We start from the raw sequence: 25,953 nt of genomic DNA, 5'->3' as shown, positions 1-25,953 counted from the left end.
AGGTGTGTTCCTCAGTCCACCCCGGACAGTTGCTTGGCCCGGGTGAACACGTCGTCCAACATCGCCGGCGTGAGCCGGCCGGTGAACGTGTTCTGCTGGCTGACGTGATAGCAGCCGAGCAACGCCGGCACGGACTCGCCGGACCAGTGTGCCCCATGGCCGAACACGGGTCGCGGTGTGGGCGGGCGCTGTCCGTACACCTGGCGGAGCACCGGCCACCACGCGGCCCAGGCGAACGCGCCCAGCGCGACCACCACGCGCAGCGTGGGGCGGATCAGTTCGACCTCGCGGTGCACCCACGGCGCGCAGGTGTCCCGCTCGGCCGGGGTGGGCTTGTTGTCCGGCGGGGCGCAGCGCACCGCCGAGAAGATGCGGGTCTCCCGGAGCGTGAGGCCGTCGTCGGCGGAGACGCTCGTCGGCTGGTTGGCCAGCCCGGCCCGGTGCAGCGCGGCGAAGAGCACGTCACCGGAGCGGTCCCCGGTGAAGATCCGGCCGGTGCGGTTGCCGCCGTGCGCGGCGGGCGCCAGGCCGAGGATCGCGATCCGCGCGTCCGGCGGCCCGAGGCCCGGCACCGGCCGCCCCCAGTAGTCCTGGTCGCGGAACGCGGCCCGCTTGACCCGGGCCACCTCCTCGCGCCACGCCACCAGCCGCGGGCAGGCGAAGCAGTCACTGACCGCGCCGTCGAGGTCGGTCAGGTCGGTCGCCCGCGCCGCGCGGGCGACCACCTCCCCCGGGGTACGCGACTCAGCCAAGCTTCGCCCGGAACAGTTCCAGGGTGCGGGCCCAGGCGGTGGCGGCGGCCCGCTGGTCGAACTGCTCCGGCCGGTCCTCGTTGAAGAACGCGTGCGCGGTGCCCGGGTAGTCGAACGTCTGGCAGGTGCCGCCAGCGGCCTCGATGGACCGGCGTACGCCCTGCACCCCGTCGGCGGCGGAGAGACCGTCCGCCTCGGAACAGTGGACGAGCGCGGCCTTGCCGGCGTAGCCGGACCAGTCGGCGGCCATGCCCTCCCAGGGCAGGCGCGGGTAGAACGCGGTGGTGGCGACGATCCGCTCGGAGGTCGTACCGGCCCACAGGGCGAGGCTGGCGCCCGCGCAGAACCCGGCGCAGCCCACCTTGCCGGCCACCTCGGGGCGGCTCGCCAGGTATTCGGCGGCGGCCGAGATGTCGCTGGCCGCCTCGTCCATCTGGCTGCTGTTCAGCATCTGCCGGGGCTCGGTCGGCTTGACGGCGGGACCGCCGTGCCGGAAGTCGGGCGCGAGGGCGACGAAGCCGGCCTCGGCGAAGCGGTCGACCACGGCCCGGACGTGGGGCACCAGGCCCCACCAGTCCTGGATGACGATGACCGCCGGGCTGGCCGCACCGCCGGAGGGTATCGCGAGATACCCCTCGCTCGTCCCCCCGTTGCCGGTGAAGCTCACCATCTCGCCCATGGGCCCGTCCTCCTAGCGGTCAGTCACCGTTGGCTGGTCGCACAGTTGGCTGTTACGTGCCGGTAGCGTGCCACGCCGTCACCGGCCCGGGGAAGACGGAAGAACAGTGGCATTCACCTCCTGTCGGTTCATCCGGACGCGGCCGGAGTCAGGGCGTCGGTGTCGGCGTTGGTGTGCCGGGTGCGGCGGTCGCCGCCGGCGCGGGTGGGAGGCCGGAGGGCGAGGCCGTGTCGGTGGCCGTGGGCGGGGCGGCGGGTGCCGGCGTCACGGCCGGCGGGGCGGCGGGTGCCGGCGTCACGGCCGGCGGGGCGGCGGGTGCCGGCGTCACGGCCGGCGGGCCGAACGGGGCCAGTTCCGGGCAGTACGGGTAGGCGTTGCGCGGTGCCGGCACGGCACCGGACGCGTCGAGGCAGGTCGGCCAGCCGAGCCGGATCGGCACACCGTTCTGGTCGAAGAGCTGGGCGTCGCGGATGAGCCGCCCCTGCTGGTCGTAGACGAAGACGTCCTCGATCCGGTCGTACCGCCGGTCGACCGCGACCTCCTGGTAGGAGGTGTAACCGTCCTCGCCGGCGTTGCGATCGACGTCGGCGAGCACCGCGAACGAGAAGACCACCAGCACGGCGGTGCCCACCAGGTGCAGCCGGCGCGGCCACCCGGTGAAGCCGCCGGAGCGACGGCCGAGCCACAGCGACGCGAGGACCGCGCCGGTGAGCAGCAGCAGGCCGCCCAGCAGGCTGTCGTCGAGCCGGGGTAGCAGGCCGGCCCGACCGCTGCGCGTCATCTCGCCGATGAGCAGCGCGGCCAGATAGCCGCGCACCAGCCACCAGGCCGGGCGCAGCGAGCGCAGGAAGTCCGCCACCCGGGTGTGCCCGAGCAGCGGGCCGAGTTGACGGTCGAGCAGGCGTACCTGGGTGGCGGCCCGGTCCCGCGCGGACGCCAGCCGACGCAGGCGGGCCGGTCGGCCGCCCGGCTCCGCGCCGGCCGCGGCGCGCAACTCCAACGCGTACGCCTCCGGCGCGCCGAGCCGGTCGACGAGCGTGCCGTCGCCCTCGGCGGCCACCTCGGCGAGGTGCTCCGGAAGGTCCTCGGTCAACTCGTCGCGGAGCGTCGGCGGCAGGTCGGCGAGCGCGGCCCGCACCCGGTCGACGTAGTCCGTGATCTCCTGCCCAGTGACGGTCATGCCGCCATCCCCCGATCGTCGAGCAGTGCGTCCATGGTGGTGGCGAACGAGCGCCAGGTCTTGCCGGAGCGGGTGAGCTGGTCCCGCCCGGCGGCGTTCAGCGCGTAGTACTTGCGGTGCGGCCCGGATTCGCTGGGCACCACGTAGGTGGTCAACAGGCCGCCCGCGAAGAGCCGGCGCAACGTGCCGTAGACCGAGGCGTCGCCGACCTCGGTGAGGCCGGCCTCGCGCAGCCGGCGGAGGATGTCGTAGCCGTAGCCGTCGGAGTCCTTGAGCACGGCCAGCACCGCCAGATCGAGCACACCCTTGAGAAGCTGCGTCGTATCCACGCTCCGCACACTAGTGCGCATAACGTAATACCGTCAACAACGCCGTACCGGCTCGCGTCATCGCCGCTGACCGCGCGCGGTCCAGCCGGCGAAGCGGTCAGACAACTCCACGGTCCGAATCTTGGAGCGAACCGACCCCTGGAGGGGCCTTCTTCTTCCAAGATCTCCCCGGCTCCCGAGATGCGAGAGAGCTTGCCCGTCACGTGGGAGCAGGCCGGCGATCATGAAGCTAGCGGGGCCGGGAGTCCGATTTGTCGCCGCTAGCTTCATGATCGGCGAGGGGAGGCCGGGTGGGGCCCGGAAGGGTGGGGCCCGGAAGGGTGGGGCTAGGCGAGGCTCCAGGCGATGCCGTCGAGGATGTCGTGTTCGGAGGCGACCACCGAGGGCATGCCGGCCCGCTCCATGATCACGCGCAGCACCAGCGCGCCGGCGCCGATCACGTCCGCCCGGCCCGGGTGCATCACCGGCTCGGCCAGCCGCTGTTCCCGGGTGGCGCCGAGCAGGTAGGCGGTCACCTCGGCGACCCGCGCGTACGGGACCCGGGCGTGGTGGATGCGGCTCGGGTCGTACCCCCGGAGCCCTTCGGCCAGGGCGACCACGGTGGTGACCGAACCGGCGAGCCCGACCAGCGTGGCGGCCTCCCGGCCGGGGACGGCGGCCAGCGCCCGGTCCACCGCCGCCGCGATGTCCGCCTCGGCGGCGGCGATCTCGGCCGGCGTGGGCGGATCGCCGTGCAGGTGCCGCTCGGTCATCCGGACGCAGCCGATGTCCACCGAGATCGCCCCGCGCACGCCGTCGGCGCGGGTGCCGACCACGAACTCGGTCGAGCCACCGCCGATGTCGACCACCAGGTACGGCGGTTCGGCGTCGGCGGGCAGCCCGCGCACCGCGCCGGTGAACGACAGCCGGGCCTCCTCGTCGCCGGTCACCACCTCCGGCGGTACGCCGAGCGTCCGCTCGACCATCGCGCGGAAGTCATCGGCGTTGGAGGCGTCGCGCGACGCCGAGGTGGCGCACATGCGCACCCGCTCGACGCCTGTCTTCTCGATCTCCGCCGCGTAGTCGGCGAGCGCCACCCGGGTCCGCTCGATCGCCTCCGGCGCCAGCGTGCCCGTCCGGTCGACGCCCTGCCCCAACCGCACGATCTCCATCCGCCGGCTGACGTCGGTCAGCGGCGCCGCCGCCCCGGCGGAGGGATCGGGCAGGTCCGCGATCAGCAGTCGGATCGAGTTGGTCCCGCAGTCGATGGCCCCCACGCGCACGCTCACGGCGCCCACCCTACGGCAGCCCGACGCGACTCAGAGGCGCAGCAGCATGCGGGTGTTGCCCAGGGTGTTGGGTTTGACCCGTTCCAGGTCGAGGAACTCGGCCACACCCTCGTCGTAGGAGCGCAGGAGCTGCTCGTAGACCGGCTGCGGCACCGGGGCGCCGTCGATCTCGTAGAAGCCGAACCCGCCGAAGAAGCCGGTCTCGAACGTGAGCACGAAGATCCGGGCGATGCCCAGCTCGCGGGCCGCGTCGATCAGCTCACCGACGATCCGGTGGCCGATCCGGTGCCCCCGGCAGGACGGGTCGACCGCGACCGTACGGATCTCGGCCAGGTCCTCCCACATGACGTGCAGCGCGCCGCAGCCGACCACCGTGCCGTCCGGCGTCACCGCCACCCGGAACTCCTGCACGTCCTCGTAGAGCGTCACGGTGGCCTTGCTGAGCAGCCGCCGGTCGTCGGTGTACGTGTCCACCAGCCGGCGGATGCCGCGCACGTCGGCGGTGCGGGCCCGGCGGACCGTGACCTGGTCGACGGTGGTCATCTCACTCCCCGGCGGGCACGTCCACGCAGGGGCCGGCGGCCCACCACTTCTCCACCAGCGCCAGCGTCTCGTCGCCGAACGGGTTCACCCCGGGGCCGGCGGCCAACGCGTGGCCGAGGTGCACGTGCAGGCACTTCACCCGCCCGGGCATCCCGCCGGCCGAGATGCCGGCGATCTCCGGCACCTCGGCGATCGCGTCGCGGCGGGCCAGGTAGTCGGCGTGCGCGGCCCGGTAACGGGCCGCCAGCTCCGGGTCCTCGGCGAGCCGGTCGGCCATCTCCTTCATCAGCCCGGCCGACTCCAGCCGGCTGCACGCCGCGGTGGCCCGCGGGCAGGTCAGGTAGAACAGCGTCGGGAACGGCGTGCCGTCGGCCAGCCGGGGCGTCGTCTCCACCACGTCGGGCAGGCCGCACGGGCACCGGTGGGCCACCGCCCGGGTGCCGCGCGGCGGGCGTCCGAGCTGCGCGGCCACCACGGCCAGGTCGGCCTCGGTGGCCGGTCGGCGTTCCGGCGGGGGTACGGAGTCCGCCGCCGGCTCCTGCGGTGGTACGACGCTCACGGGTTGCGCCTTTCGAGGTAGCTCACTTGTCGGGACGCTCGGCGTTCGCCGCCTGCACGCTCGACCACAGCGTGTCGTACCAGGGGTCGGGCGGTCTCGGCGCCCCCGGCTTCGCGCCCTTGCCGGCGTCCTTGGCGGCCCCGTCCGGGTCGGAGAGCACCACCAGCAGCGTCTCCCCCGGCTTGCCCATGAAGAACCGTTCCCGGGCCTGCGTCTTGACGTACTCCGGGTCCTTCCACTTGGCCGCCTCGGCGGTGAGCCGGTCGATCTCCGCCCGCTGCGCCGCCTGGGACCCCTCCATCCGCTCGATGTCGGTCTGCTGGTCCAGGTAGACCCGGACCGGATAGGTGTACGCCAGGGCGAGCGCGATCAGCACCGCGAACAGCACGGTGGCGCGCCCGGTGAAGCGCCGGGGTTGGGGTGCGGTGAGCCGCTTGACCGTGCCGCCGGCCGCGGTACGCCGGGCCGCGCCCGGACGGTTCGCGGAGCGTACGCCCTCGGTGACGCGGGACGCGCCGGGCGACCGGCCGGCGGTGCGCGCCTCCGCGCGGACGCCGTCGCGGGCCGTGGACCGGGTCCGGCCCCCGCCCGCCCGGCCGGCCTGACTCGGCCGACGGGCGGGCCGCTGGCCACCCGGTGTGCGGCGCTGCTGCATCGTCACACCCCTCCCCCGGAGCGTCGACCTCAGGCCGAACGGTAACGCGGGAACGCGCCGGCGCCGGCGTACCGCGCCGCGTCGGCCAGCTCCTCCTCGATCCGCAGGAGCTGGTTGTACTTGGCGACCCGGTCGGAGCGGGCCGGCGCGCCGGTCTTGATCTGACCGCAGCCGGTGGCGACCGCCAGGTCGGCGATGGTAGTGTCCTCGGTCTCGCCGGAGCGGTGGCTCATCATGCACCGGAAGCCGGCCCGGTGGGCCAGGTCCACGGCGTCCAGCGTCTCGGTGAGCGAGCCGATCTGGTTGACCTTGACCAGCACCGCGTTGGCGGCCCGCTCGGCGATGCCCCGGGCGATGCGCTGCGGGTTGGTCACGAACAGGTCGTCACCGACGATCTGGATCCGGTCGCCCAGCGCGGCGGTGAGCGTGGCCCAGCCGCTCCAGTCGTCCTCGGCGAGCGGGTCCTCGATGGAGACGATCGGGTAGTCGCCGGCGAGCTTGGTGTAGTAGTTGCTCATCTCCTCGGCGCTCTTGGTGCTGCCCTCGAACGTGTAGGAGCCGTTGTCGAAGAACTCGGTGGCGGCCACGTCGAGCGCGAAGACGATGTCGGTGCCGAGCCGGTAGCCGGCCTTCTCCACCGCCTCGGCGATCAGGTCCAGCGCGGCGGCGTTGGTGGGCAGGTTCGGGGCGAAGCCGCCCTCGTCGCCGAGGCCGGTCGACAGGCCCTTCTTCTTCAGCACCGACTTCAGCGCGTGGTAGACCTCGGCGCCGGAGCGGACCGCGTCCCGGAACGTCGGCGCGCCGATCGGCGCGATCATGAACTCCTGGACGTCGACGTTCGAGTCGGCGTGCGCGCCACCGTTGAGGATGTTCATCATCGGCACCGGGAGCAGGTGCGCGTTGGGGCCGCCCAGGTAGCGGAAGAGGCTCAGCTCGGCGCTGCCGGCGGCGGCCTTCGCCACGGCCAGGGAGACGCCGAGGATGGCGTTGGCGCCCAGCTCGCCCTTGTTGTCCGAGCCGTCGATGTCGATCATCTTCTGGTCGATCAGCCGCTGCTCGCTGGCCTCGTAGCCGATGAGCTGGTCGACGATCCGGTCCTCGATGTTCGCGACCGCCTTCTCGACACCCTTGCCCAGGTAGCGGTCCTTGTCGCCGTCGCGCAGCTCGACCGCCTCGAAGGCGCCGGTGGAGGCGCCGGACGGCACCGCGGCGCGGGCGATCGTGCCGTCGTCGAGCCCGACCTCGACCTCGACCGTCGGGTTGCCCCGCGAGTCCAGGATCTCTCGGGCGACAATTCCCTCGATGGTTGCCACTGAGTCGCTCCTCGTTTGTGTGTTCCGGTCCGGTGTGGGCCGCGACGGTGCGGCTGAGGCAGGTGTTGAACGCAGCGTATCGGTCCCCGCCCTCCGGTACGGCGCTCGGGGCGCACCCCGGGGCAGCGAATGAGACGGACATTCCCGGTTTACCGGTCGTCAACCGGCAACGAGTTTGCGAGAGGTTGCGTCGATCGACAAGGCTGGGCATCATGCCTGCCGCTTCGACGACCCTCCGCGTGCTCGCCGCCTCGGTCATCGCGTCGCTCTCGGTCACCGGCTGTCAGGCCCTGGACGACGCGGACGTCGCGCTCGGACGGGCCGACCTGGTCAACGACCTCGCCGCGCGGATGGACCGGGCGCTGGAGCGGACCTGGGCCGCGGAATACCAGCTCACCGGCGGCGGGACCGCCTCGATCGCGCAGACCGCGAAGCCGCTCCGCTCCACCTACGCCTGGCCCGGCGGCAAGATCACGGTGACCCAGGAGGCGGTGACCCGGTGCGCGAGCACCACCGCCCGCACCTCCTGCACCATGTCCCCGCCGGTGCTGACCGCCGGCAAGCCGTCGGTGATCGTCTACGACGAGGCGCGCAAGCAGGGGCTGGTCACCCCGCCGGCGGTGATCCGGCTGCTCACCGCCGCCGCGCTGGAGCCCCAGGCGGTCATCAAACAGACCGACACCACGCTGGCCGGGCACCACGCCACCTGCATCGACGTCACCGACGCCGGGGAGCGCTTCACCGCCTGCGTCACCACCGAGGGGGTGCTCGGCAGCTTCACCGGCACACTCGACGGCAAACCGGCCGAGCTCACCATGAGCCGCTACACCGAGACGGTCGAGGCCGGCGCGTTCGCGGTGCCGGCCGGCGCCGGTGTGGTGGACCGCCGCCCGAAGGCGTCCTGACCACCGGGGTCGCCGCCCGGGGTGACCCCGGTCGGGCGACGACCCCGGCCGATCGTCAGGGCAGCGTCCACCGCTGGTCGGCGCTACCCAGGCAGGTCCAGATGATCACCTTGGTTCCGTCGCCCGAGTTGTTGTTCGGCACGGCGAGGCACTTGTCCGCGTTCGGGTTGCGCAGCGCGCCGTTGGCGGCGGTGACCCAGGTCTGCGCCGCCTTGCCCGTGCAGGGCGCGATCTGCACGGCGGTGCCGTCCACGGTGCCGCTGCCCCGCACCTCCAGGCACTTGCCCAGGGCGGCCAGCGCGACGCCGCTCTGGGTCCAGACCTGACCCCGGCTCGTGCCGCAGGTCATGAGCTGCATCTGGGTGCCGTCGACAGGTGCGGCGCCGGGAATGTCCAGGCACTTGCCGGCCAGTCCCTTGACCTGACCGGTGCCGCCGCCACCGACGCCGCGCTGGATCCAGAACTGGTCCGCCGGGGTGCCGCAGTTGTAGAGCACCACGTCGTTCGGCGCCCAGGACGGGGCGACGAGGCACTGCCCGGCGCGGCGGTTCTGGAGCTGGCTCTGCAACGCGCCGGTGGTGATCCGCCACTGCTGGTCCGGGAAGTTGCCGCAGGGGTAGGAGACGATGTTGCCGCCGCCCCAGGTGGGCGCCACCAGACACTCGCCGTTGTTGGCGTTCTTCAGCTGGAAGTAGCCACTGTCGAGCGGGATCATCGTCCACAACTGGTCGGCGTACGGGGTGTCGCAGCTCCAGTACGACGCGGCATGGTCCGTCCGGGCGGATGGGACCGCGAGACACTTCCCGTTGTTCGCGTTGGCGATCTGCAACGCCCGACCGGCCTGCCAGTCCGGCGCGGCGACGATCGAGGCGCTGAACCAGCTCACCACGTCGTCGGTCCGGGTCTCGGTCGAGCCCTGCCGGGTCTCGGTCTCCCCCAGACAGCCGCTCTGCCAGGACGTGCTGTGCAACCCGACCAGCTCCGGCCCGCCGGCCGTCGGCCGCAGCGCCGGGCCGCCCGAGTCGCCCCGGCAGGTGCTCGTCTGCTGCGGGTTCTGCCCCAGGATCTGCGTGGTCGCCGCGCCCACCGACTGCACCGTGAACGGCGCCGCGTGGAGCTTGTCCGGCACCCACTCGGTGGCGGTGCGGCCGAACCCGGCCACCTGGAGCGTCTCACCGACGGTCGGCACGGTCGCGCCGAGCTTCACCGGGGTGACGTCGGTGACCGCCGCGGCGAGCCGGGCCAGCACCAGGTTGCGCTCCGGATGCGGCACCAGCTCGGTCACCGCCCGGCTCTGCCCGGCGGTCGTGCTCAGGTCGATCCGGCCGACCGTCACCGACGTGGCCCGCAGCGGCGGCCCGGCGGCCACCGGCTGCCCGTCCTCGGCGAAGCACGCACTCACCGTGGCCACCCAGTGCGGGTCGACCAGCACGCCGGAGCAGGCCCGCGCCCCGACGTCCACCTTGGCGACGAAGCCGTACGACGCGTCCGCCGGGGTGCCCCCGCTGACCGCCGACGCCGGCATCGGCAGCAGGACTCCCGCGCCGAGCAGGCCGGCGAGCGCGACCAGCCGCGAGGACCGGCCCCGCGTCGTCACCCGACCGGCACGCGCCCCCGACCCGGTCGGATGTCTCCTGTTGACATGCCTCACCACAACCCCCGTTTCCCGCGGCTGTCCGCCGCGACTGCCGGCCATCAGCGGCCACGGCCGACCCTAGAGGACGACGGCGGTGAATATGGCCCCCGCGACCGGCGGGCGGGTGTCAGATGCCGAGCAGCGTGCGCAGGTGACGCGGCGGCGGGCAGTCGTGCGACAGCATCGCGTCGTGCCAGTCGCGCGCCGGCACGCCGGCCGGCCGGGCGGCGGCGATGTCCGCCATCTCGCTGTAGCCGACGAAGTAGGTGGAGAGCTGGGTGGAGGTCAGCAGCGCCCGCCGCCACTTGCCGGCCGCCTCGCCCTCCTCCTGGAAGCCGCGCCCGGTCATCAACGCCATCGCCTCGGCCTCGGGCAGGTCGTCGCAGTGCACAAGCTGGTCGAGCAGCGCGTTGATGGTCATCCGGAGCTGCATCTTGAGCTGCTGCAACCGCACCGGCAGCCCGCCGAAGCCGAGCCCGGCCATCAGCTCCTCGGTGTAGACCGCCCAGCCCTCGATGAACACGCCGGACTCGGTGAGCGCGCGCACCCGGGTCGGGCCGGCGTACCGGCGGGCGTGCGCGAGCTGGAGGAAGTGACCGGGCATCGCCTCGTGCACGGTCAGGTTGCGGATCATGTGGTCGTTGTACTCCCGGTAGAACGACTCGACCCGGTGCGCCGGCCAGTCCGCCGGGGTGGGCGCGATGCAGTAGAACGTCGGCACGTCGGCCGTCTCCAGCGGGCCCGGCGAGTCGCAGTAGGCCACCGCGACGCCGCGCGCGAACTGCGGCATCTCCTGGATCACGCACGGGTCGTCGACGAGGCTGACCAGGTCGTGGTGGCGGACGAAGTCGGTGGCGTCGTCGAGCGTGCCGGCGGCGAGGCCGACGATGGTGGCGTCGTCCGGGTGCTCGGCGGCCAGCAGGTCCAGCGCGCGGCGTACCGTCTCGTCGTCGGCCGGACCGCCGACCAGCTCGACGGCCGCCGCGCGGATCTCGTCGGTGACCCGGTCGAGGTTGGCCCACGCGCGGCGCTGCACCTCGGCGGCGCCCAGCTCGGTGTCGAGCGTGTGCCACAGCCGCGCCTCCCAGCGCCGCCGGCCCAGCCGGGGGTCGCGCCCCGGCCCGGCGTCGGCCGCCAGCCCGGCCCGAAGCCACGCCACGAACTCGTCGAGCGCGGCGATCGCCGCGGTGGCGGCCGGCCCCACCCGGTCGCGCAGCGCCGGCGCCTGGGCGAGCAGTGCCGGCACCTCGTCGCGGACCAGCGCCGCCGCGCCGGTGAACTGCCCGACCGCCGTCTCGGCGTGGACCCGCGGCATGTCCCGCAGCGTCGCGCGCGCGGTGGCCAGCGCATCCGGTACGGCGGAGAGGCGCCCGGCCAGGTGGGTCAGCCGCTCCTCGACCGGGGCGTACGGCCGGGCCAGCAACGCGTGCAGCAGCGGGCCCGGGTTGTGCCGCAGTGGGTCCCACTCGTGGCTGCGGATCTCGGAGTCCTCGAACAGCCCGCGGTCGACCAGTGCGCTGAGCAGCGCGTGGTCGACGCTCTCGTCGGTGTCGAGCACATCGGGGTCGATCTCGGAGAGCGCGTCGGCCGCGTCCCGGAGCATTGCCCGGTCGGCGGCGAGCGCGTCGGCGGAGAGGTCGGGCAGGCGGTCGTCGTAGCGGTGGTCCCCGACCGAGGTCGCCAACCCGGGCCGACTCTCCAGCACGGCCTCCACGATCCGCTCCGCAAGCACCCCAAACGCTTCCATCCCCGCACCCTACCGATCACCCCCGACGCCCATCCCCCGCGATCTTGCAGTTGCGGCCCCTCCGATGCCGGATTCAGCCGATTTGTCGGGGCGGAAAGTGCAAGATCGGCGGCGGGGTCACCGGCGTTCGGCGGCGCGGACCGCGTCGGCGTACGCCAGGGTGGCGCGGCGGAGCGCGGCCTCCGGGTCGATGCCGGCCTGCCGGGCGGCCGCGACGGTGGCCAGCAGGCTCGCGCCGAGCCGCGCCTCCGCGTCCACCTGGGACTCGGCCAGCGGCGGCGGCACCGCCAGCCCCACCCGGCCGGCGCGGTCCAGGATCTTCGCGGCCAGGGCCAGCGCGGGCTGGCTCAGCGCGATGCCGTCCAGCACCGAGTCACGGGTCTTCTCGGCCCGTTTGATCCGCTCCCAGTTCGCCTCGATCTCCTCGATCGAGCCGGCCTGCTCGCCGGCGAACACGTGCGGGTTGCGCCGCACCATCTTGTCGACCAGGCCGCCGGCCACGTCGTCGACGGTCCAGCTCTCCCCCTCCGGCAGGTCCTCCGCGAGCCGGGCGTGCAGCAGCACCTGGAGCAGCACGTCACCCAGTTCCTCGCGCAGCGCGTCGGTGTCGTCGGCGCCGATCGCGTCGTACGCCTCGTAGCACTCCTCCAGCAGGAACGGGGCCAGGCTGCGGTGCGTCTGCGCCCGCTTCCACGGGTCACCGCCCGGGGAGGCCAGCCGGTCCATCACCTCGACCGCGTCCAGCAGCCGGGCACCCGGTGGATCCCACGAGCCGTACATCAGCTCCAACTCGGCCAGGCCGGGCTGCCGGGCCAGCCGCAGCCCCAGCTCGCGGGCGAGCGCCTCGTCGCCGGCCGGGCCGGCCAGCCAGACCGCCCCGCCCTGGGTCGCGGCGGCGTCCAGCAGCGCCTGCGTCGCGCCCTCGGTCACCACGCGCACCTCGGCGCCGGCCGTCCGGACCGCCCGGGTCAGCTCGCTCTCCGCGCCGGTGAGGACCGGCGCGGAGCGTACGGCGTCCCAGGCGGCCGACGTCAGCAGACCGGCCGGCAGCCGGGGCGAGGTGACCAGCAGGATGATGCGCGCGGTCATGCGCCGGGCGCCGCCGACGGGTCGATCACCGGCACCGACTCACCGGTCTCCGGCTCCGGGGTGGAGACGTCGGTGACCGACGAGCCCGGCTCGCCCAGCGGCACGGCCACCGCCGGCACGTCGCCCTTGAAGCTGAGCAGCGGGAACGCCAGCGGGCGGTAGCGCGGGTTGACCGAGACGTCGTACCCGCCGATGGCGTCGGCGAGGACCTTGCGGGTGGCCAGCGCGGACCGGAGCTGCTGCCCGTCGAGCTGGCTGGCCGCGTCGGCGTCCTTCACGTCCGGCGGGATGGCGCCGGCGGCCCGGCCGGCCGCGATCACGGTGGCCAGGTCCTCGGCCGTGGGGGCGGCCGGCTCGCCGGCCGGCAGGCCGGACATGCAGGTGTAGAACTCGGCCACCTTCTTCGCGTACGTCGCGCCGGCGGGCAGCCCGGTCTGCTGTGCGACCTGCTCCGGCGTCACCTGGCCCTGCGGCTGGTAGCCCTTGTCGGCGGAGAGTTCCCGGCACACGTCCGACAGCACGAGGGTGGCGACCACCTGGTCCCGGGCCGGCAGCAACGCGTCGGCCTGACCGGCGGTGGCCGGCTGGCTGGACAGGCCGTCCCGGACCTCGTCGAGGATCGAGGTGACCCGATCCTCGGTGACGCGGGTGTCGCCGACGTAGGCGGCGACCCCGGGCTCGGTACGGCAACCGGAGAGGGCGACGAGGCCGACCGCCACGCTGGCGACGGCGACAAGACGGCGAGCACGCATGACGGTCACTCTCTCACGCCCCGTATCCGGCTGTGACGCCGCCCACCTCACCGCGCCCCCGCCCCGGCCGGCTGCGCCGCCGCCGGTTCCCCCAACACGTCCTTGAGAAGCTGCGCGCACCACTCCAACAGCGCCTGGTCGCGCAGCGGCTCGCCACCGATCCGTCGGGTGCTCGGCCGGGGCACGCTGACCTGGTCGAGCGCCTGCTTGTAGACCGAGTCGGGGTGGTAGCGCTTGAGCCGCATCTGCTTCGAGTCGGGCAGCGGCAGCGGGCCGAACCGGATGTGCTTGCCCTGCATCGACACGTCGGTCAGGCCGTAGCGGCGGGCCAGCAGCCGGAAGTTCGCCACCGCGACCAGGTTCTGCACCGGGGCGGGCGGCTCGCCGTACCGGTCGGTCATCTCGGCCACCACCTCGCGCAGCCGCTCGGCGTCGCGGGCCTCGGCGAGCTTGCGGTACATCTCCAGCCGCAGCCGTTCCACGCCGACGTAGTCGTGCGGCAGGTGCGCGTCGATCGGCAGGTCGATCTTGACGTCCACCTCCTCCTCGGCGTGCTCGCCCTTGAACGCGGACACCGCCTCGCCGACCATCCGTACGTACAGGTCGAAGCCGACGCCCTCGATGTGGCCGGACTGCTCGCCGCCGAGCAGGTTGCCGGCGCCACGGATCTCCAGGTCCTTCATCGCCACGTACATGCCGGCGCCCAGCTCGGTGTGCTGCGCGATGGTGGCCAGCCGCTCGTGCGCGTTCTCGGTGAGCGGCTTCTCCGGCGGGTAGAGGAAATACGCGTACGCGCGCTCCCGGCCCCGGCCGACCCGACCGCGGATCTGGTGGAGCTGGGCCAGGCCGAGCAGGTCGGCGCGCTCGACGATCAGCGTGTTGGCGTTCGGGATGTCGATGCCGGACTCCACGATCGTGGTGCAGACCAGGACGTCGAACTCCTTCTCCCAGAAGCCGACCATCACCTTCTCCAGCGCCTCCTCGCCCATCTGCCCGTGCGCCACCGCGACCCGGGCCTCGGGCACCAGCTCACGGATCCGGCGGGCCGCCTTGTCGATCGACTCGACGCGGTTGTGCAGGTAGAACACCTGCCCGTCGCGGAGCAGCTCGCGGTGGACCGACGCGGCCACCTGCCGGTCGTCGTACGCCCCGACGAACGTGAGCACCGGGTGCCGCTCCTCCGGCGGGGTGGCGATGGTGGACATCTCCCGGATGCCGGTGATCGCCATCTCCAGCGTCCGCGGGATCGGGGTGGCCGACATGGCGAGCACGTCGACCGAGGCGCGCAGCGTCTTCAGGTGCTCCTTGTGCTCGACGCCGAAGCGCTGCTCCTCGTCGATGATGACCAGCCCGAGTTGCTTGAACCGGGTGGCGGCCTGGAGCAGCCGGTGGGTGCCGATGACGATGTCGACGGTGCCCTCGGCGACCATCTCCAACGTCCGCTCGGACTCCTTCGGGGTCTGGAACCGGGAGAGCTGCCGGATGTTCACCGGGAACTGGCTCATCCGCTCGGCGAACGTGTTGTAGTGCTGCTGCACCAGCAGCGTGGTGGGCACCAGCACGGCCACCTGCTTGCCGTCCTGCACCGCCTTGAACGCCGCGCGGACCGCGATCTCGGTCTTGCCGTAGCCGACGTCGCCGCAGATCAGCCGGTCCATCGGGACGGTCTGCTCCATGTCCCGCTTGACCTCCTCGATGGCGGCCATCTGGTCCGGCGTCTCCTGCCAGGGGAACGCGTCCTCCAGCTCCCGCTGCCACGGGGTGTCCGGTCCGAAGTTGTGCCCCTTGGACGCCTTCCGGGCCGCGTAGAGCTGGATGAGCTGGGCGGCGATCTCGCGGACCGCCTTGCGGGCCCGGGCCTTGGACTTCTGCCAGTCCGAGCCGCCCATCTTGTGCAGCGTCGGCTGCTCGCCGCCGACGTAGCGGGAGAGCTGGTCGAGCTGGTCGGTGGGGACGAAGAGGCGGTCACCGGGCTGGCCGCGCTTGCTCGCCGCGTACTCGATGACCAGGTATTCCCGGCTGGCGCCGTTGACGGTGCGCTGCACCAGCTCGACGTAGCGGCCGATGCCGTGCTGCTCGTGCACCACGAAGTCGCCGGCCCGCAGTTCGAGGGGGTCGATGGTGTTGCGCCGCCGGCTGGGCATCTTGCGCATGTCGCGGGTGGAGGTGCCCCGGCCGCCGGTGACGTCGTTGCCGGTCAGCAGCACGAACCGGGACGCCTCGTCGACGAAGCCGGCGGTCAGGCAGCCGCAGGAGACCAGCAGCTCACCCGGGACGGGCGCGGCCGGCACCTCCGCCACCAGCCGGGCGCCGAGGCCGGCGTCGCGGAGCACCTCGACGGCCCGCTGGGCGGGACCGTGCCCCTCGAACACCAGCGCGATCGACCAGCCCTCGCCGGCCCAGCGCTTCAGGTCGTCGACCAGCCGGGCGGTCTCGCCGTGGTAGAGCGGGGCCGGCTGGGCGGCCAGGCTCACCGCGATGGCGTCGTCGGGCGTGACGTCGACCTCGGCCGGCGCGTCCTCCCAGGGCTGCCGGGCCGGCGCGGCCTCTTCGACCATGCCGAACGGGGCGAGCGTCCACCAGGGCTGGCGCAGGGCGCGGGCCTGCGTGCGTACCTCGGCCAGGGTCTTGAAGGCGGCGGCGCCGAGGTCGACCGGGGCCTGGCCGCCGACGGCGGCCGCGGCCCAGCTCGCCTGGAGGAACTCCTCCGAGGTACGGACCAGGTCGTGCGCCCGGGTGCGGATGCGCTCCGGGTCGCAGAGCAGCACGTGGGTGCCGGCCGGCATGCAGTCGACGAGCAGTTCCAGCGCGTCGTCGCCGATCAGCGCCGGCGCGAGCGACTCCATCCCCTCGACCGGGATGCCCTCGGCCAGCTTGTCGAGGATCTCGGCCAGCTCGGGGTGCTCGGCGGCGAGCGCGGCGGCCCGCTGCCGGACCTCCGGGGTGAGCAGCAGCTCACGGCAGGGCGGCGCCCAGAGCTGCGCCACCCCTTCGATGGTGCGCTGGTCGGCGACCGCGAAGGTGCGGATCTCCTCCACCTCGTCGCCCCAGAACTCGACCCGGGACGGGTGCTCGTCGGTGGGCGGGAAGACGTCCAGGATGCCGCCGCGCACGGCGAACTCGCCGCGCTTGGTGACCAGGTCGACCCGGGCGTACGCCATGTCGGTGAGGCGGCGGGCGACCTCCTCCAGGTCGGCCTCCTCGCCGGCGGCGAGCTGCACCGGCTCCAGGTCGCCGAGGCCCTTGAGCTGCGGCTGGAGCAGCGACCGGACCGGCGCGACGACCACCCGCAGCGGCCCGGTACGCCCGTGCGCGTCGGCCGAGTCGGGGTGGGCCAGCCGGCGCAGCACGGCCAGCCGCCGGCCGACCGTGTCGGAGCGGGGCGAGAGCCGCTCGTGCGGCAGCGTCTCCCAGGACGGGAAGACCGCCACCTGCTCCGGCGGCAGCAGGCTGCCCAGCGCCGAGACCAGGTCGTCGGCCTCCCGGGTGGTGGCGGTGACCGCGAGCACCGGCCGCCCGGCCCCCTGCTCGTCGGCGGCCACCGCCGCGACCGCGAACGGGCGCAGCGCGGCGGGTGCGGTGAGGTCGAGACCGTCGACCTGGGCGGCACCGGAGCGCGCCAGGTCACGCGCCCGGGCCAGCCCGGGGTCGGCCAGGGCGGCGGCGAAGAGTCCGGTGAGCATCAGTGATCACTTCCAGCGCTTGACACGACGACGACCCCGCGTCCAGCCGGACGGGGGGTGCACCCGTCGAGCCTATCCCCCGCCGCACCCCCACCCCCCGTCGCGCGCGGATTCACGGAAAGAGGGGCCATCGGGGTGCGGATAGGCACGCTTTCCGGGAATCTGCGGCGCTTCTTGACGGGGTGGAGGGGGCGTGGTGCGGTGGGTGGATGGGTCAGTATCGGGCGGTCTTCGACGCCGAGGTGGTCTTCGTCAACGGCGGCGGGCTGCGCACCGACGGGTTCCGGTTGGACGTGCCCGACCCCGGGATTACCGACGACGAGCTGGCCGCGTTACTGGTCCGGCACCTCGGGCTGCTGATGGTCGGCGAGGTGCGGATCACCAACCGGACCGTCGTCGAGGAGCCGCACAAGGGCGGACGCGGCATCGCCGTCCCGGCCACCGACGGGCGGCGGCTGGTCGAGCTGAGCCACGAGATCACCGACGGCCTGGTCACGCTGCCCGGCTGGCCGGGGCCGCGGATCACCGACTGGCTCACCCGGGAGACCTCCCGCCAGCGGTACGCCCCGGGCGTCGAGTTCCACGTCGGGCGCATCGACATGATCGCCAACACCGGCACGTACGTCGACACGCCGTCGCACCGCTTCGCGGACGGTCCCGACCTGGCCGGGGTGCCCCTGGACCGGCTGGCCGACCTGCCCGGCCTGGTGGTACGCGTGCCCGCCGGGATCCGCGCGGTGGACCGCCTGCTGCTCGCCCCGTACGAGGTGGCCGGGCGGGCGGTGCTGCTGCACACCGGCTGGGACACGCACTTCGGCACCGACCGGTACGCCACCGAGGACGCGCCGTTCCTGACCGGCGACGGCGCTTCCTGGCTGGTCGAGGCCGGCGCGACGCTTGTCGGCATCGACTCGGTCAACATCGACGACATGACCCCGGGCGCGCCCGGTGAGCGCCCGGCACACAGCACGCTGCTGGCCGCCGGCATCCCGATCGTGGAGCACCTGACCGGCCTGTCCGAGCTGCCGTCCACCGGTTTCCGGTTCACCGCCGCCCCACCGAGGGTGGCCGGCATGGGCACGTTCCCAGTCCGCGCCTTCGCCACCACCGACGCCTGACCGCCGTCAGCTTCCGTCGATCGCTTGAGCGGGGTTTCCACCATGATGTTGGCGGCGCCCAGGCGAGCGCCTTCGGCATCGCCGAGGTCATCAACGCCGGGCACGCCAGCGAGGTTCTGCCGTCGAGCGTCCGGTGAACCGTCACGGGCGCCCGAGACCCGGCACCACAAGCTCAAGGTCGACGAACCGAACGGGCCGAACTCCGCCTTCCCCTGGACAAGCCGAATGATCATGAAGTTAGCGGCGAAGTCGATCTCCCGGAGCGCCGCCAACTTCATGATCACCGGACGAGGTGATGCCGGCGGCGGTCAGGCGGCGTGGACGGCTGGCGGGGTCAGGTGGCGGGGTCAGGTGGCGGGGTAGGCGCTGGCTCAAGGCGCGAGGACTCGTCGAGGGCGCGCCCGGCGCCGGCGTGTTCGTGCGGGGTCAGTAGCGCACGGCGATCCGGCGCTCGACGGCGTCGACCAGGATCTCGCCGCCGTACGGGATGATCAACTGCGGGTCGGTGTGGCCGAGGTCGACGTCGAAGACCACCACCGGGTCGTCGACGTAGGGACCGATCGCCCGCAGGACCGCCGCCCGCTGCGCCTCGCCCCACGCGGCCCGCTCCGCGACGGACAGCGGCCGGCCGAAGTCCCACGCCTTGGGGCGGCCGACCACGATCGCCGGGAAGCCGGCCAGCAGGCCGCGCTCGCCCAGGTTCCGCACGATCCGGAAGACCTCCTGCGCCGACGGCATCTCCTGCGAGGTCTCCAGCAGCAGCACCGAGCCGGACAGCTCGGCGGCGGACGGCACCCGGTCGGCCGCCGCCAGCCAGTGCAGGATCTCCAGGTTGCCGCCCCAGGTGCGGCCCCGCACCACCCGGGCCGGGCCGTGCCAGCGCCAGCCCGCGCCGGGCAGCATCGGCGGCTCCTCGGTCAGCGTCGTGGGGTCCTGCCAGTCGAGCGGCTCGTCGCCCCACTCGGCGGCCGGCGTCAGGTCGTACCAGTCGGAGGTGAACAGCGCCGCGCGCAGCGAGTCGAACGTCAGCGGGTGCGGGCGGCCGGGCCGGCCGAGGTGCACCAGCACCGAGCCGCCGTGGTAGGCCACCATCCCCAGCCGGTACAGGTGGTTGAGCACGTTGGTGTTGTCGGAGTAGCCGAGGTACGGCTTCGGGTTGGCGCGCAGCACGTCGTCGTCGAGGAACGGGGTGACCGTGATCAGGTCGTCCCCGCCGACGGTGGCCAGCACCGCGGTGATCGTCGGGTCGGCGAACGCGGCGGTCAGGTCGCGGGCCCGGTCGCGCGGGTCGGCGCCCATCACGCGGGTGGTCGGGTACTCCACCGGCACCAGGTGCAGCTCCTCGCGGAGCCGGCGCAGGCCCAGCTCGTACACGTGGGGAAAGAGACCCGGCAGGCCGGCGGAGGGTGAGACGACCGCGACCCGGTCGCCCGGCTGCGGCTTGGTGGGGTAACGCGGCGTCGTCATGATCCGAACGCTATCGGCAGGCACCAGCGATTTCCGCCCGGCGAAACCGCAAAAATGGGGCACATGCCGGCAATAGGCTGGGCGCGTGGACGACGAGCCGGAGCTGCGGACCCGGGACTGGCTGCCGCGCACCGCCGCGCTGGTGCTCGGCACCCTGGCGCTGGCCAGCGCGTTCATCGCGGCCTACGTCGGCGCGCTGCACAAGCCGGAACCACGCGACCTGCCGGTCGCCGTGGTGACCTCCGACCAGCAGGCGCAGGCCGTGATGACCGCCGTCCGCGCCCGCACGAACACCATCAAACCCGTCGGGTACGACAGTCAGGCCCGCGCCGTCGACGGCCTCAACGACCGATCGGTGTACGCGGTGCTCAGCTCCGCCCCGGGCGGACTGACCCTGGCCACCGCCAGCGCCGGCGCGCCGGCCGCCACCGAGCTGGTCACCGACGTGTTCACCCGGGCCGCCCAGCAGGCCGGGGTGCCGTTGCAGGTCACCGACGAGGTGCCGGTGTCCGGCGGCGACCCGCGCGGCCTGGTCCCGTTCTACCTGGCGGTCGGCGTGGTGCTCGGCGGCTACCTGGCCTCCACCGCGTTGGGCATCTCGCTCGGCACCAGCCCGCGCGGGCTGCGCCGGGCCGGGCTGCGGATCGCCACGCTCGCGGTGCACTCCATCCTGCTCGGCACCATCGGGGCGGTGCTGGTCGGGCCGGTGCTGGACGTGTTCGACCACGACGTGGGCACCATCGCGGTGGTCGGCGCGCTCGCCGCGTTCGCGGCCGGGATGGTGGCGGCGGCCGTGCAGGCGTGGCTCGGCCTGCTCGGCACCGGCCTGGTGATCCTGCTGCTGGTGGTGCTCGGCAACCCGGGCTCCGGCGGCATCTACGCGCCCGAGTTCCTGCCCGCGTTCCTGCGCGGGATGCACCGCTGGAACGTGCCCGGGCTCGCCACCGACCTGCTCAAGTCGGCCGTCTACTTCGACTGGCGCGGTGGCGGCTGGGCGTTGACCGGGCTGCTGGTCTGGGTGGTCGTCGGGCTGGTCGGGCTGCTCACCGCCACGGTGTTCCGGGCCCGCCGGCGGGCCGCGCGGACCGGCCCGGGGCGGCACACCGCCGTCGACAGGTGACCGGCCGGCACGTCCCAGAGTGCAGATCATCACGCCGTCCCCCTCCTCCGTCCGGGGCCCGCGCGGATACCATCCAGGGGAGTCGGACAGCGCTGTCCTTCGTCCTCGCGTAAGGAGCGCACCCGTGACCGACCAGCACGACCACGACGGCCCCGACGCCGCTCTCCGGGCCGACATCCGCCGCCTCGGCACGCTGCTCGGGCAGACCGTGGCCCGCCAGGAGGGCCGCCCCCTGCTCGACCTGGTCGAGGAGATCCGCGCCCAGGTCCGCTCCGACGCGCCGGCCGCCGCGCAACGCCTCGCCGGGCTCGACGTCACCACCGGCACGAAGCTGGCCCGCGCCTTCTCCACCTACTTCCACCTGGCGAACATCACCGAGCAGGTGCACCGCGCCCGCGACCTGCGCCGGCGCCGCGCCACCCACGGCGGCTGGCTGGACCAGGCGGCCAAGATGATCGCCGAGCGTGGCGTACCGGCCGAGGAGATCGCCGCCGCGGCCCGCCGGCTCGCCGTCCGCCCGGTGTTCACCGCGCACCCGACCGAGGCGGCCCGCCGGTCCATCCTGTCCAAGCTGCGCGCGGTCGCCGACGAGCTGGACGCCGAGACCGCCAACGCCATCCTCTACGGCGCCAGCGACGAGGGCCCGGCCAACCGCCGCCTCGCCGAGCTGCTCGACCTGATGTGGCAGACCGACGAGCTGCGACTCGACCGGCCGGACCCGACCGACGAGGCCCGCAACGCCATCTACTACCTGCGCGACCTGCACGCCGAGGCCGCCCCGCAGGTCCTCGACGACCTCGCCGACACGCTGCGCACGCTCGGTGTGGAGACGTCGCCGACGGCCCGCCCGCTGACGTTCGGCACCTGGATCGGCGGCGACCGCGACGGCAACCCGTTCGTCACCCCGACGGTCACCCGCGAGGTGCTGCGCATCCAGCACGAGCACGGCATCGAGGCCACCGAGAAGGCGATGGACGAGCTGATCAGCGAGGTCAGCGTCTCCCGCCGGCTGCGCGCGGTCTCGCTCGACCTCTCCGCCAGCCTGGCGAAGGACCTGGACGCGCTGCCCGAGGTGGCGCCCCGGTTCCGCCGGGTCAACGCCGAGGAGCCCTACCGCCTCAAGGCCCGCTGCGTGAAGGCGAAGCTGGCCAACACCCGGGAGCGGCTGCGCGCCGGCACCAGCCACGTGCCGGGCCGCGACTACCGGGGCGCGACCGAGCTGATCGCCGACCTGGAGCTGCTGCGCGCCTCGCTGGCCCGCAACTCCGGCCAGCTCACCGCCGTCGGGCGGCTGGCCTCCACCATCCGTACCGTCTCCGCGTTCGGGCTGCACCTGGCCACCATGGACATCCGGGAGCACGCCGAGAAGCACCACGAGGTGCTGGCGCAGCTCTACGAGACGGTCGGCGAGGTCTCCGACTACCCGTCGCTGACCCGGCTGGAGCGCACCAAGCTGCTCGCCGACGAGCTGACCGGCCGCCGGCCGCTCTCCACCCAGGACAGCCCGCTCACCGAGTCGGCCCGCAAGACGTTCGACGTGTTCTCCGCGATCCGCGAGGCACAGGACCGGTTCGGTCCCGAGGTCATCGAGTCGTACATCATCTCGATGACGCTGGGCGTGGACGACGTGCTCGCCGCGGTGGTGCTGGCCCGCGAGGCCGGCCTGGTCGACGTGCAGAGCGGGCGGGCCCGGATCGGCATCGTGCCGCTGCTGGAGACGCCGGCCGAGCTGAACACCGGCGGCGAACTGCTCGACGAACTGCTGTCGCTGCCGGCCTACCGGGCGCTGGTGGCGGCCCGGGGCGACGTGCAGGAGGTGATGCTGGGCTACTCCGACTCCAACAAGGAGGCGGGCATCACCACCAGCCAGTGGTCCATCCACCGGGCCCAGCGCGCGCTGCGCGACGTGGCCGCCCGGCACGGCGTACACCTGCGGTTGTTCCACGGTCGGGGCGGCACTGTCGGTCGGGGCGGCGGCCCCACCCACGAGGCGATCCTGGCCCAGCCGTACGGCACGCTGGACGGCGCGATCAAGGTGACCGAGCAGGGTGAGGTCATCTCCGACAAGTACACGCTGCCGGCGCTGGCCCGGGAGAACCTGGAACTGACCGTGGCGGCCGTGCTCCAGGCCACGCTGCTGCACACCGCGCCCCGGCAGCCGGCCGAGATGCTGGAGCGCTGGGACGCGGCGATGGACGTGGTGTCGGACTCGGCGTTCCGGTCGTACCGCTCCCTGGTCGAGGACCCGGACCTGCCGGCCTACTTCTGGGCCTCCACGCCGACCGAGCTGCTCGGCGCGCTGAACATCGGCTCCCGGCCGGCGAAGCGCCCGAACACCGGCGCGGGCCTGTCCGGCCTGCGGGCCATCCCGTGGGTGTTCGGCTGGACGCAGACCCGGCAGATCGTGCCGGGCTGGTTCGGCGTCGGCTCCGGGCTGGCCGCCGCGCGCACCGCCGGGCTGGCCGACGTGCTCGCCGAGATGAACCGGAACTGGCACTTCTTCCGCACGTTCCTGTCGAACGTCGAGATGATGCTGACCAAGACCGACCTGACCATCGCCCGCCGCTACGTGGAGACGCTGGTCCCGAAGAAGCTGCACCCGATCTTCGACAAGATCGAGGAGGAGTACGAGCTGACCAAGCAGGAGGTGCTGGCGATCACCGGCTCGCCGGCCCTGTTGGAGAACTCACCGGTGCTCCAGCGCACGCTCGCCGTGCGGGACACCTACCTCGAACCGCTGCACCACCTCCAGGTGGCGCTGCTGCGGCAGTACCGCGAGTCCGGCGCCGCCGGGCGGGCGGTGGCGACCGCGCCCGGCGGCCGGCGCGCCCCGAACGACGGTACGGCGCTGGAGCGGGCGCTGCTGACCACCGTCAACGGCATCGCCGCCGGCATGCGCAACACCGGCTGAGCGGGTAAGGAGGGGCCCCCGCTTAACGCATTCCGCATAGGCGGGGGCCCCTGTTAACGCCAGCGGCGCGGGCTACCAGTCGCCGCCGCCGAAATCGCCGCCGCCGAAGTCCCCACCGAAGTCCCCGCCGCCACCGAAGTCGCCCTGGCCGCCGACGTCGCCGCCGGCGTAGTCGCCCTGACCGCCGACGTCGTTGCCGCCCGGGTCGCCGTAGTCCTGGCCGTCGCCGAAGCCGTCCTGGAAGCCCTCCTGGTAGCCGGCCTCGTAGCCGTAGCCCGGGTCGGCGAACGCGGGCGAGAAGAGCGCGTCCGCGATCAGCATGCCGCCGAGCACCCCGGCGCCCGCGCCCAGCGCGGTCTTCCACCATGGGGTGGAGTACCAGCCGGCCGGCACCGGCCGGCCCTGCATGTGCCCACCCGGGTAGTAGTAGGGCGTGTGGCTGCCCGGCTGCGGGCCGGCCCGGAACGTCTGGCCCTGCACGTTGACCTCGCGCTCCTTGGTGAGCTGGCCGACCCCGCGGGCGGCGGCCAGCGGCGGCAGCTCCGGGCCCGGGTCGATGCCCATCGCCGTACGCGCCGCCCGGATGTACGCCAGCCCCTCCAGCGCGGTCTCCCGGGCCAACGCGAACTGGTGCGGCGTACGCGCCTGTTCGAGCTGCGAGCCGGCGGCGTTGTAGCGCTCACCGGCGTCGGCCAGCGCCTGCCGAACCGCCGGGGCGTCGCCGTGCAGGTTCATCAGCTGGCCGCCGAGCCGCTCGTACCAGCGCTGCGCCTCGGCCCGCGCGTCCGCCATCTCGTTGGCCCGCCGGGACCTGCTCCCCCACCGCCAGAACACGAACGCACCTCCGAGCATCAGGACCAGGAACAGCCACAGGGCACCTTCCATGACCTCGAAGGTACCCAGCTCGCGCACGTCGTACCCGTTTGGCAAGCTCTCCGGCATGAGCTTCTCGACGCTGGCCGTGGTGGTGCTCTGCCTCGCCGCCGGCGGCGCGGTGGGCTGGCTCGCGGCGCGGGCCCGGTCGGCGGCCGAAGTGGCCCGGCTGGAGGCGACGCTGGCGGCCACCCGGGAGGGTGAGGGGCGGCTGGAGCAGTCGATGCGCGCGCTCAGCTACGAGGCGACCGCGCAGTCGCAGGAGGCGGTGGCGCGGGCGGTCGCGCCGCTGCACGACTCGCTGCGCCGCTACGAGCAGCGCGTCGCCGAGCTGGAGCACGACCGGGTCGACGCCTACGCCGAGCTGCGCGAGCAGGTGCGCGCGATGAGCACGGTCTCCGGTGAGCTGCGCACCGAGACCAAGCAGCTCGTCGCCGCGCTGCGCGCGCCGCAGGTGCGGGGACGCTGGGGCGAGCACCAGCTCCGGCGGATCGTCGAGGCGGCCGGCATGCTGGAGCACTGCGACTTCAGCGAGCAGGTCACCGCCGCCACCGAGCACCAGGGGGTCCGTCCCGACCTGGTGGTGCGGCTGCACGGCGGGCGCACGGTGGTGGTCGACGCCAAGGCGCCGTTCGACGCCTACCTGACCGCGATGGAGGCGCGCGACGAACGCGGGCGGGACACCCAGCTCGACGCGCACGCGCGACACCTGCGGGCACACGTGGACAGCCTGGCCGCCAAGTCCTACTGGACCGCGTTCGACCAGACGCCCGAGTTCGTGGTGCTGTTCGTGCCGGCCGACCCGTTCCTGGACGTGGCGTTGCAGCGTGATCCCTCGCTGTTGGAGCACGCGTTCACCCGCAACGTGGTGCTGGCCACGCCGGCCACGCTGGTGGCGCTGCTGCGTACGGTCGCCTACTCCTGGCGGCAGGAGGCGTTGGCGCGCAACGCGGCCACCGTCCACTCGCTGGCCCGCGAGCTGTACGGGCGGCTGTCCACGCTGGGCGACCACGTCGGCAAGCTGGGCAGCTCGCTGAGCGGGGCGGTGACGGCGTACAACCGGGCGGTCGGTTCGCTGGAGGCCCGGGTGCTGGTCAGCGCGCGCAAGCTGGCCGAGCTGGGCGTGTCGGGCGACGAGCTGGCCGCCCCGGCGCAGGTCGAGCTGGCGCCCCGGCAGCCGCAGGCGCCGGAGTTGCTGGACGGGTCGTCCACATCGGCTGAACGGTCGGCAGGCATCGACGTCTAACACGGTCGACATGACGATGACGGCCGATCCTTGTCACGGAGTGGTCACAAAGCCAACCCCGGTAGTGACACGACTCGACACGCCACGAAGGATCTGCGTCACACGCGCCCTGTCCCCTGAAGGGCCCT

At 73.5% G+C, this 25,953-nt stretch carries 21 protein-coding genes; 5 read left to right on the top strand and 16 right to left on the bottom strand.

Translation table 11 applies throughout. From position 1 onward, the window contains the following. Positions 1-11: 11 nt before the first annotated feature. The 9 genes from ACLQ2W_RS07745 to eno all read right to left on the bottom strand — a co-directional run bounded on the left by ACLQ2W_RS07745 (position 12) and on the right by eno (position 7,278). Positions 12-725 carry a uracil-DNA glycosylase gene (locus ACLQ2W_RS07745; protein WP_425786030.1) on the bottom strand — a complete coding sequence of 238 codons (714 nt, stop codon included), beginning with the start codon at positions 723-725 and terminating at the stop codon, positions 12-14. Positions 726-744: 19 nt separating this feature from the next. Further along, positions 745-1,431 (bottom strand): dienelactone hydrolase family protein, encoded by a 687-nt coding sequence (locus ACLQ2W_RS07740; protein WP_425785799.1) that lies wholly within the window; start codon positions 1,429-1,431, stop codon positions 745-747. Between the two features lie 148 nt (positions 1,432-1,579). Next, positions 1,580-2,611 carry an HAAS signaling domain-containing protein gene (locus ACLQ2W_RS07735; RefSeq protein WP_425785798.1) on the bottom strand — a complete coding sequence of 344 codons (1,032 nt, stop codon included), beginning with the start codon at positions 2,609-2,611 and terminating at the stop codon, positions 1,580-1,582. Continuing rightward, positions 2,608-2,940 (bottom strand): PadR family transcriptional regulator, encoded by a 333-nt coding sequence (locus tag ACLQ2W_RS07730; protein WP_396861218.1) that lies wholly within the window; start codon positions 2,938-2,940, stop codon positions 2,608-2,610. The genes ACLQ2W_RS07735 and ACLQ2W_RS07730 overlap by 4 nt, the downstream gene beginning before the upstream one ends. 326 nt (positions 2,941-3,266) lie before the next feature. Continuing rightward, complete coding sequence (locus tag ACLQ2W_RS07725; RefSeq protein WP_425786029.1) at positions 3,267-4,196, bottom strand: exopolyphosphatase; 930 nt, start codon at positions 4,194-4,196, stop codon at positions 3,267-3,269. Between the two features lie 42 nt (positions 4,197-4,238). After that, entirely contained in the window at positions 4,239-4,751 is a 513-nt protein-coding gene (locus tag ACLQ2W_RS07720; protein ID WP_405092441.1) for an amino-acid N-acetyltransferase, read from the bottom strand. Between the two features lies 1 nt (position 4,752). Then, positions 4,753-5,310 carry a DUF501 domain-containing protein gene (locus ACLQ2W_RS07715; protein ID WP_425785797.1) on the bottom strand — a complete coding sequence of 186 codons (558 nt, stop codon included), beginning with the start codon at positions 5,308-5,310 and terminating at the stop codon, positions 4,753-4,755. A gap of 22 nt (positions 5,311-5,332) precedes the next feature. Next, positions 5,333-5,965 carry an FtsB family cell division protein gene (locus tag ACLQ2W_RS07710; RefSeq protein ID WP_425785796.1) on the bottom strand — a complete coding sequence of 211 codons (633 nt, stop codon included), beginning with the start codon at positions 5,963-5,965 and terminating at the stop codon, positions 5,333-5,335. 29 nt (positions 5,966-5,994) lie between these two features. Beyond that, complete coding sequence (eno, locus tag ACLQ2W_RS07705; protein ID WP_107162353.1) at positions 5,995-7,278, bottom strand: phosphopyruvate hydratase; 1,284 nt, start codon at positions 7,276-7,278, stop codon at positions 5,995-5,997. Positions 7,279-7,490: 212 nt separating this feature from the next. Here eno and ACLQ2W_RS07700 point away from each other — a divergent pair, with 212 nt between their 5' ends. After that, positions 7,491-8,183 (top strand): hypothetical protein, encoded by a 693-nt coding sequence (locus tag ACLQ2W_RS07700; protein WP_107162352.1) that lies wholly within the window; start codon positions 7,491-7,493, stop codon positions 8,181-8,183. Between the two features lie 55 nt (positions 8,184-8,238). Here the strand turns inward: ACLQ2W_RS07700 and ACLQ2W_RS07695 are convergent, their stop codons facing one another. The 5 genes from ACLQ2W_RS07695 to mfd all read right to left on the bottom strand — a co-directional run bounded on the left by ACLQ2W_RS07695 (position 8,239) and on the right by mfd (position 17,090). Continuing rightward, positions 8,239-9,780 (bottom strand): RICIN domain-containing protein, encoded by a 1,542-nt coding sequence (locus tag ACLQ2W_RS07695; RefSeq protein ID WP_425785795.1) that lies wholly within the window; start codon positions 9,778-9,780, stop codon positions 8,239-8,241. Positions 9,781-9,946: 166 nt separating this feature from the next. Then, on the bottom strand, positions 9,947-11,566 hold the full coding sequence (locus ACLQ2W_RS07690; protein WP_425785794.1) for a DUF885 domain-containing protein: 1,620 nt from the start codon (positions 11,564-11,566) through the stop codon (positions 9,947-9,949). A gap of 117 nt (positions 11,567-11,683) precedes the next feature. Continuing rightward, positions 11,684-12,655 (bottom strand): nucleoside triphosphate pyrophosphohydrolase, encoded by a 972-nt coding sequence (locus ACLQ2W_RS07685; protein ID WP_425785793.1) that lies wholly within the window; start codon positions 12,653-12,655, stop codon positions 11,684-11,686. After that, positions 12,652-13,407 (bottom strand): hypothetical protein, encoded by a 756-nt coding sequence (locus ACLQ2W_RS07680; protein WP_425785792.1) that lies wholly within the window; start codon positions 13,405-13,407, stop codon positions 12,652-12,654. The genes ACLQ2W_RS07685 and ACLQ2W_RS07680 overlap by 4 nt, the downstream gene beginning before the upstream one ends. A 47-nt stretch (positions 13,408-13,454) precedes the next feature. After that, positions 13,455-17,090: a transcription-repair coupling factor gene (gene mfd / locus ACLQ2W_RS07675; protein ID WP_425785791.1), complete on the bottom strand. Its 3,636-nt coding sequence runs from the start codon at positions 17,088-17,090 to the stop codon at positions 13,455-13,457. Positions 17,091-17,299: 209 nt separating this feature from the next. On the opposite strand from mfd, the gene ACLQ2W_RS07670 reads away from it, so the two are divergent. Next, positions 17,300-18,208: a cyclase family protein gene (locus ACLQ2W_RS07670; protein ID WP_425785790.1), complete on the top strand. Its 909-nt coding sequence runs from the start codon at positions 17,300-17,302 to the stop codon at positions 18,206-18,208. 426 nt (positions 18,209-18,634) lie between these two features. Here the strand turns inward: ACLQ2W_RS07670 and ACLQ2W_RS07665 are convergent, their stop codons facing one another. After that, a complete protein-coding gene (locus ACLQ2W_RS07665) occupies positions 18,635-19,675 on the bottom strand; it encodes a S66 family peptidase (protein WP_425785789.1) in 1,041 nt (346 codons plus the stop codon). 85 nt (positions 19,676-19,760) lie between these two features. On the opposite strand from ACLQ2W_RS07665, the gene ACLQ2W_RS07660 reads away from it, so the two are divergent. Together ACLQ2W_RS07660 and ppc are read left to right on the top strand one after the other, a co-directional pair. Continuing rightward, positions 19,761-20,795: a hypothetical protein gene (locus tag ACLQ2W_RS07660; RefSeq protein WP_425785788.1), complete on the top strand. Its 1,035-nt coding sequence runs from the start codon at positions 19,761-19,763 to the stop codon at positions 20,793-20,795. 124 nt (positions 20,796-20,919) lie between these two features. Next, a complete protein-coding gene (ppc, locus tag ACLQ2W_RS07655) occupies positions 20,920-23,706 on the top strand; it encodes a phosphoenolpyruvate carboxylase (RefSeq protein ID WP_425785787.1) in 2,787 nt (928 codons plus the stop codon). 72 nt (positions 23,707-23,778) lie between these two features. Here ppc and ACLQ2W_RS07650 read toward each other — a convergent pair whose 3' ends face one another. Further along, positions 23,779-24,591 (bottom strand): hypothetical protein, encoded by an 813-nt coding sequence (locus tag ACLQ2W_RS07650; RefSeq protein WP_425785786.1) that lies wholly within the window; start codon positions 24,589-24,591, stop codon positions 23,779-23,781. A 55-nt stretch (positions 24,592-24,646) separates the two neighbouring features. On the opposite strand from ACLQ2W_RS07650, the gene ACLQ2W_RS07645 reads away from it, so the two are divergent. Further along, positions 24,647-25,825 (top strand): DNA recombination protein RmuC, encoded by a 1,179-nt coding sequence (locus tag ACLQ2W_RS07645; RefSeq protein WP_425785785.1) that lies wholly within the window; start codon positions 24,647-24,649, stop codon positions 25,823-25,825. Positions 25,826-25,953 lie beyond the last annotated feature (128 nt).

It is taken from the genome of Micromonospora sp. DT227, from assembly GCF_049841835.1.
GTDB lineage: Bacteria > Actinomycetota > Actinomycetes > Mycobacteriales > Micromonosporaceae > Micromonospora.
The sequence above is the reverse complement of the archived record's forward strand: the minus strand, read 5'-3'. Positions and strand labels throughout refer to the sequence as shown.

Bases quoted from the DNA above. Each gene is read 5' to 3' on its own strand.
- ACLQ2W_RS07740 (WP_425785799.1), bottom strand. From the start codon at position 1,431: ATGGGCGAGATGGTGAGCTTCACCGGCAACGGGGGGACGAGCGAGGGG.
- ACLQ2W_RS07735 (WP_425785798.1), bottom strand. From the start codon at position 2,611: ATGACCGTCACTGGGCAGGAGATCACGGACTACGTCGACCGGGTGCGG.
- ACLQ2W_RS07720 (WP_405092441.1), bottom strand. From the start codon at position 4,751: ATGACCACCGTCGACCAGGTCACGGTCCGCCGGGCCCGCACCGCCGAC.
- ACLQ2W_RS07710 (WP_425785796.1), bottom strand. From the start codon at position 5,965: ATGCAGCAGCGCCGCACACCGGGTGGCCAGCGGCCCGCCCGTCGGCCG.
- ACLQ2W_RS07700 (WP_107162352.1), top strand. From the start codon at position 7,491: ATGCCTGCCGCTTCGACGACCCTCCGCGTGCTCGCCGCCTCGGTCATC.
- ACLQ2W_RS07690 (WP_425785794.1), bottom strand. From the start codon at position 11,566: ATGGAAGCGTTTGGGGTGCTTGCGGAGCGGATCGTGGAGGCCGTGCTG.
- ACLQ2W_RS07685 (WP_425785793.1), bottom strand. From the start codon at position 12,655: ATGACCGCGCGCATCATCCTGCTGGTCACCTCGCCCCGGCTGCCGGCC.
- ACLQ2W_RS07680 (WP_425785792.1), bottom strand. From the start codon at position 13,407: ATGCGTGCTCGCCGTCTTGTCGCCGTCGCCAGCGTGGCGGTCGGCCTC.
- mfd (WP_425785791.1), bottom strand. From the start codon at position 17,090: ATGCTCACCGGACTCTTCGCCGCCGCCCTGGCCGACCCCGGGCTGGCC.
- ACLQ2W_RS07670 (WP_425785790.1), top strand. From the start codon at position 17,300: ATGGGTCAGTATCGGGCGGTCTTCGACGCCGAGGTGGTCTTCGTCAAC.
- ACLQ2W_RS07665 (WP_425785789.1), bottom strand. From the start codon at position 19,675: ATGACGACGCCGCGTTACCCCACCAAGCCGCAGCCGGGCGACCGGGTC.
- ACLQ2W_RS07650 (WP_425785786.1), bottom strand. From the start codon at position 24,591: ATGGAAGGTGCCCTGTGGCTGTTCCTGGTCCTGATGCTCGGAGGTGCG.
- ACLQ2W_RS07645 (WP_425785785.1), top strand. From the start codon at position 24,647: ATGAGCTTCTCGACGCTGGCCGTGGTGGTGCTCTGCCTCGCCGCCGGC.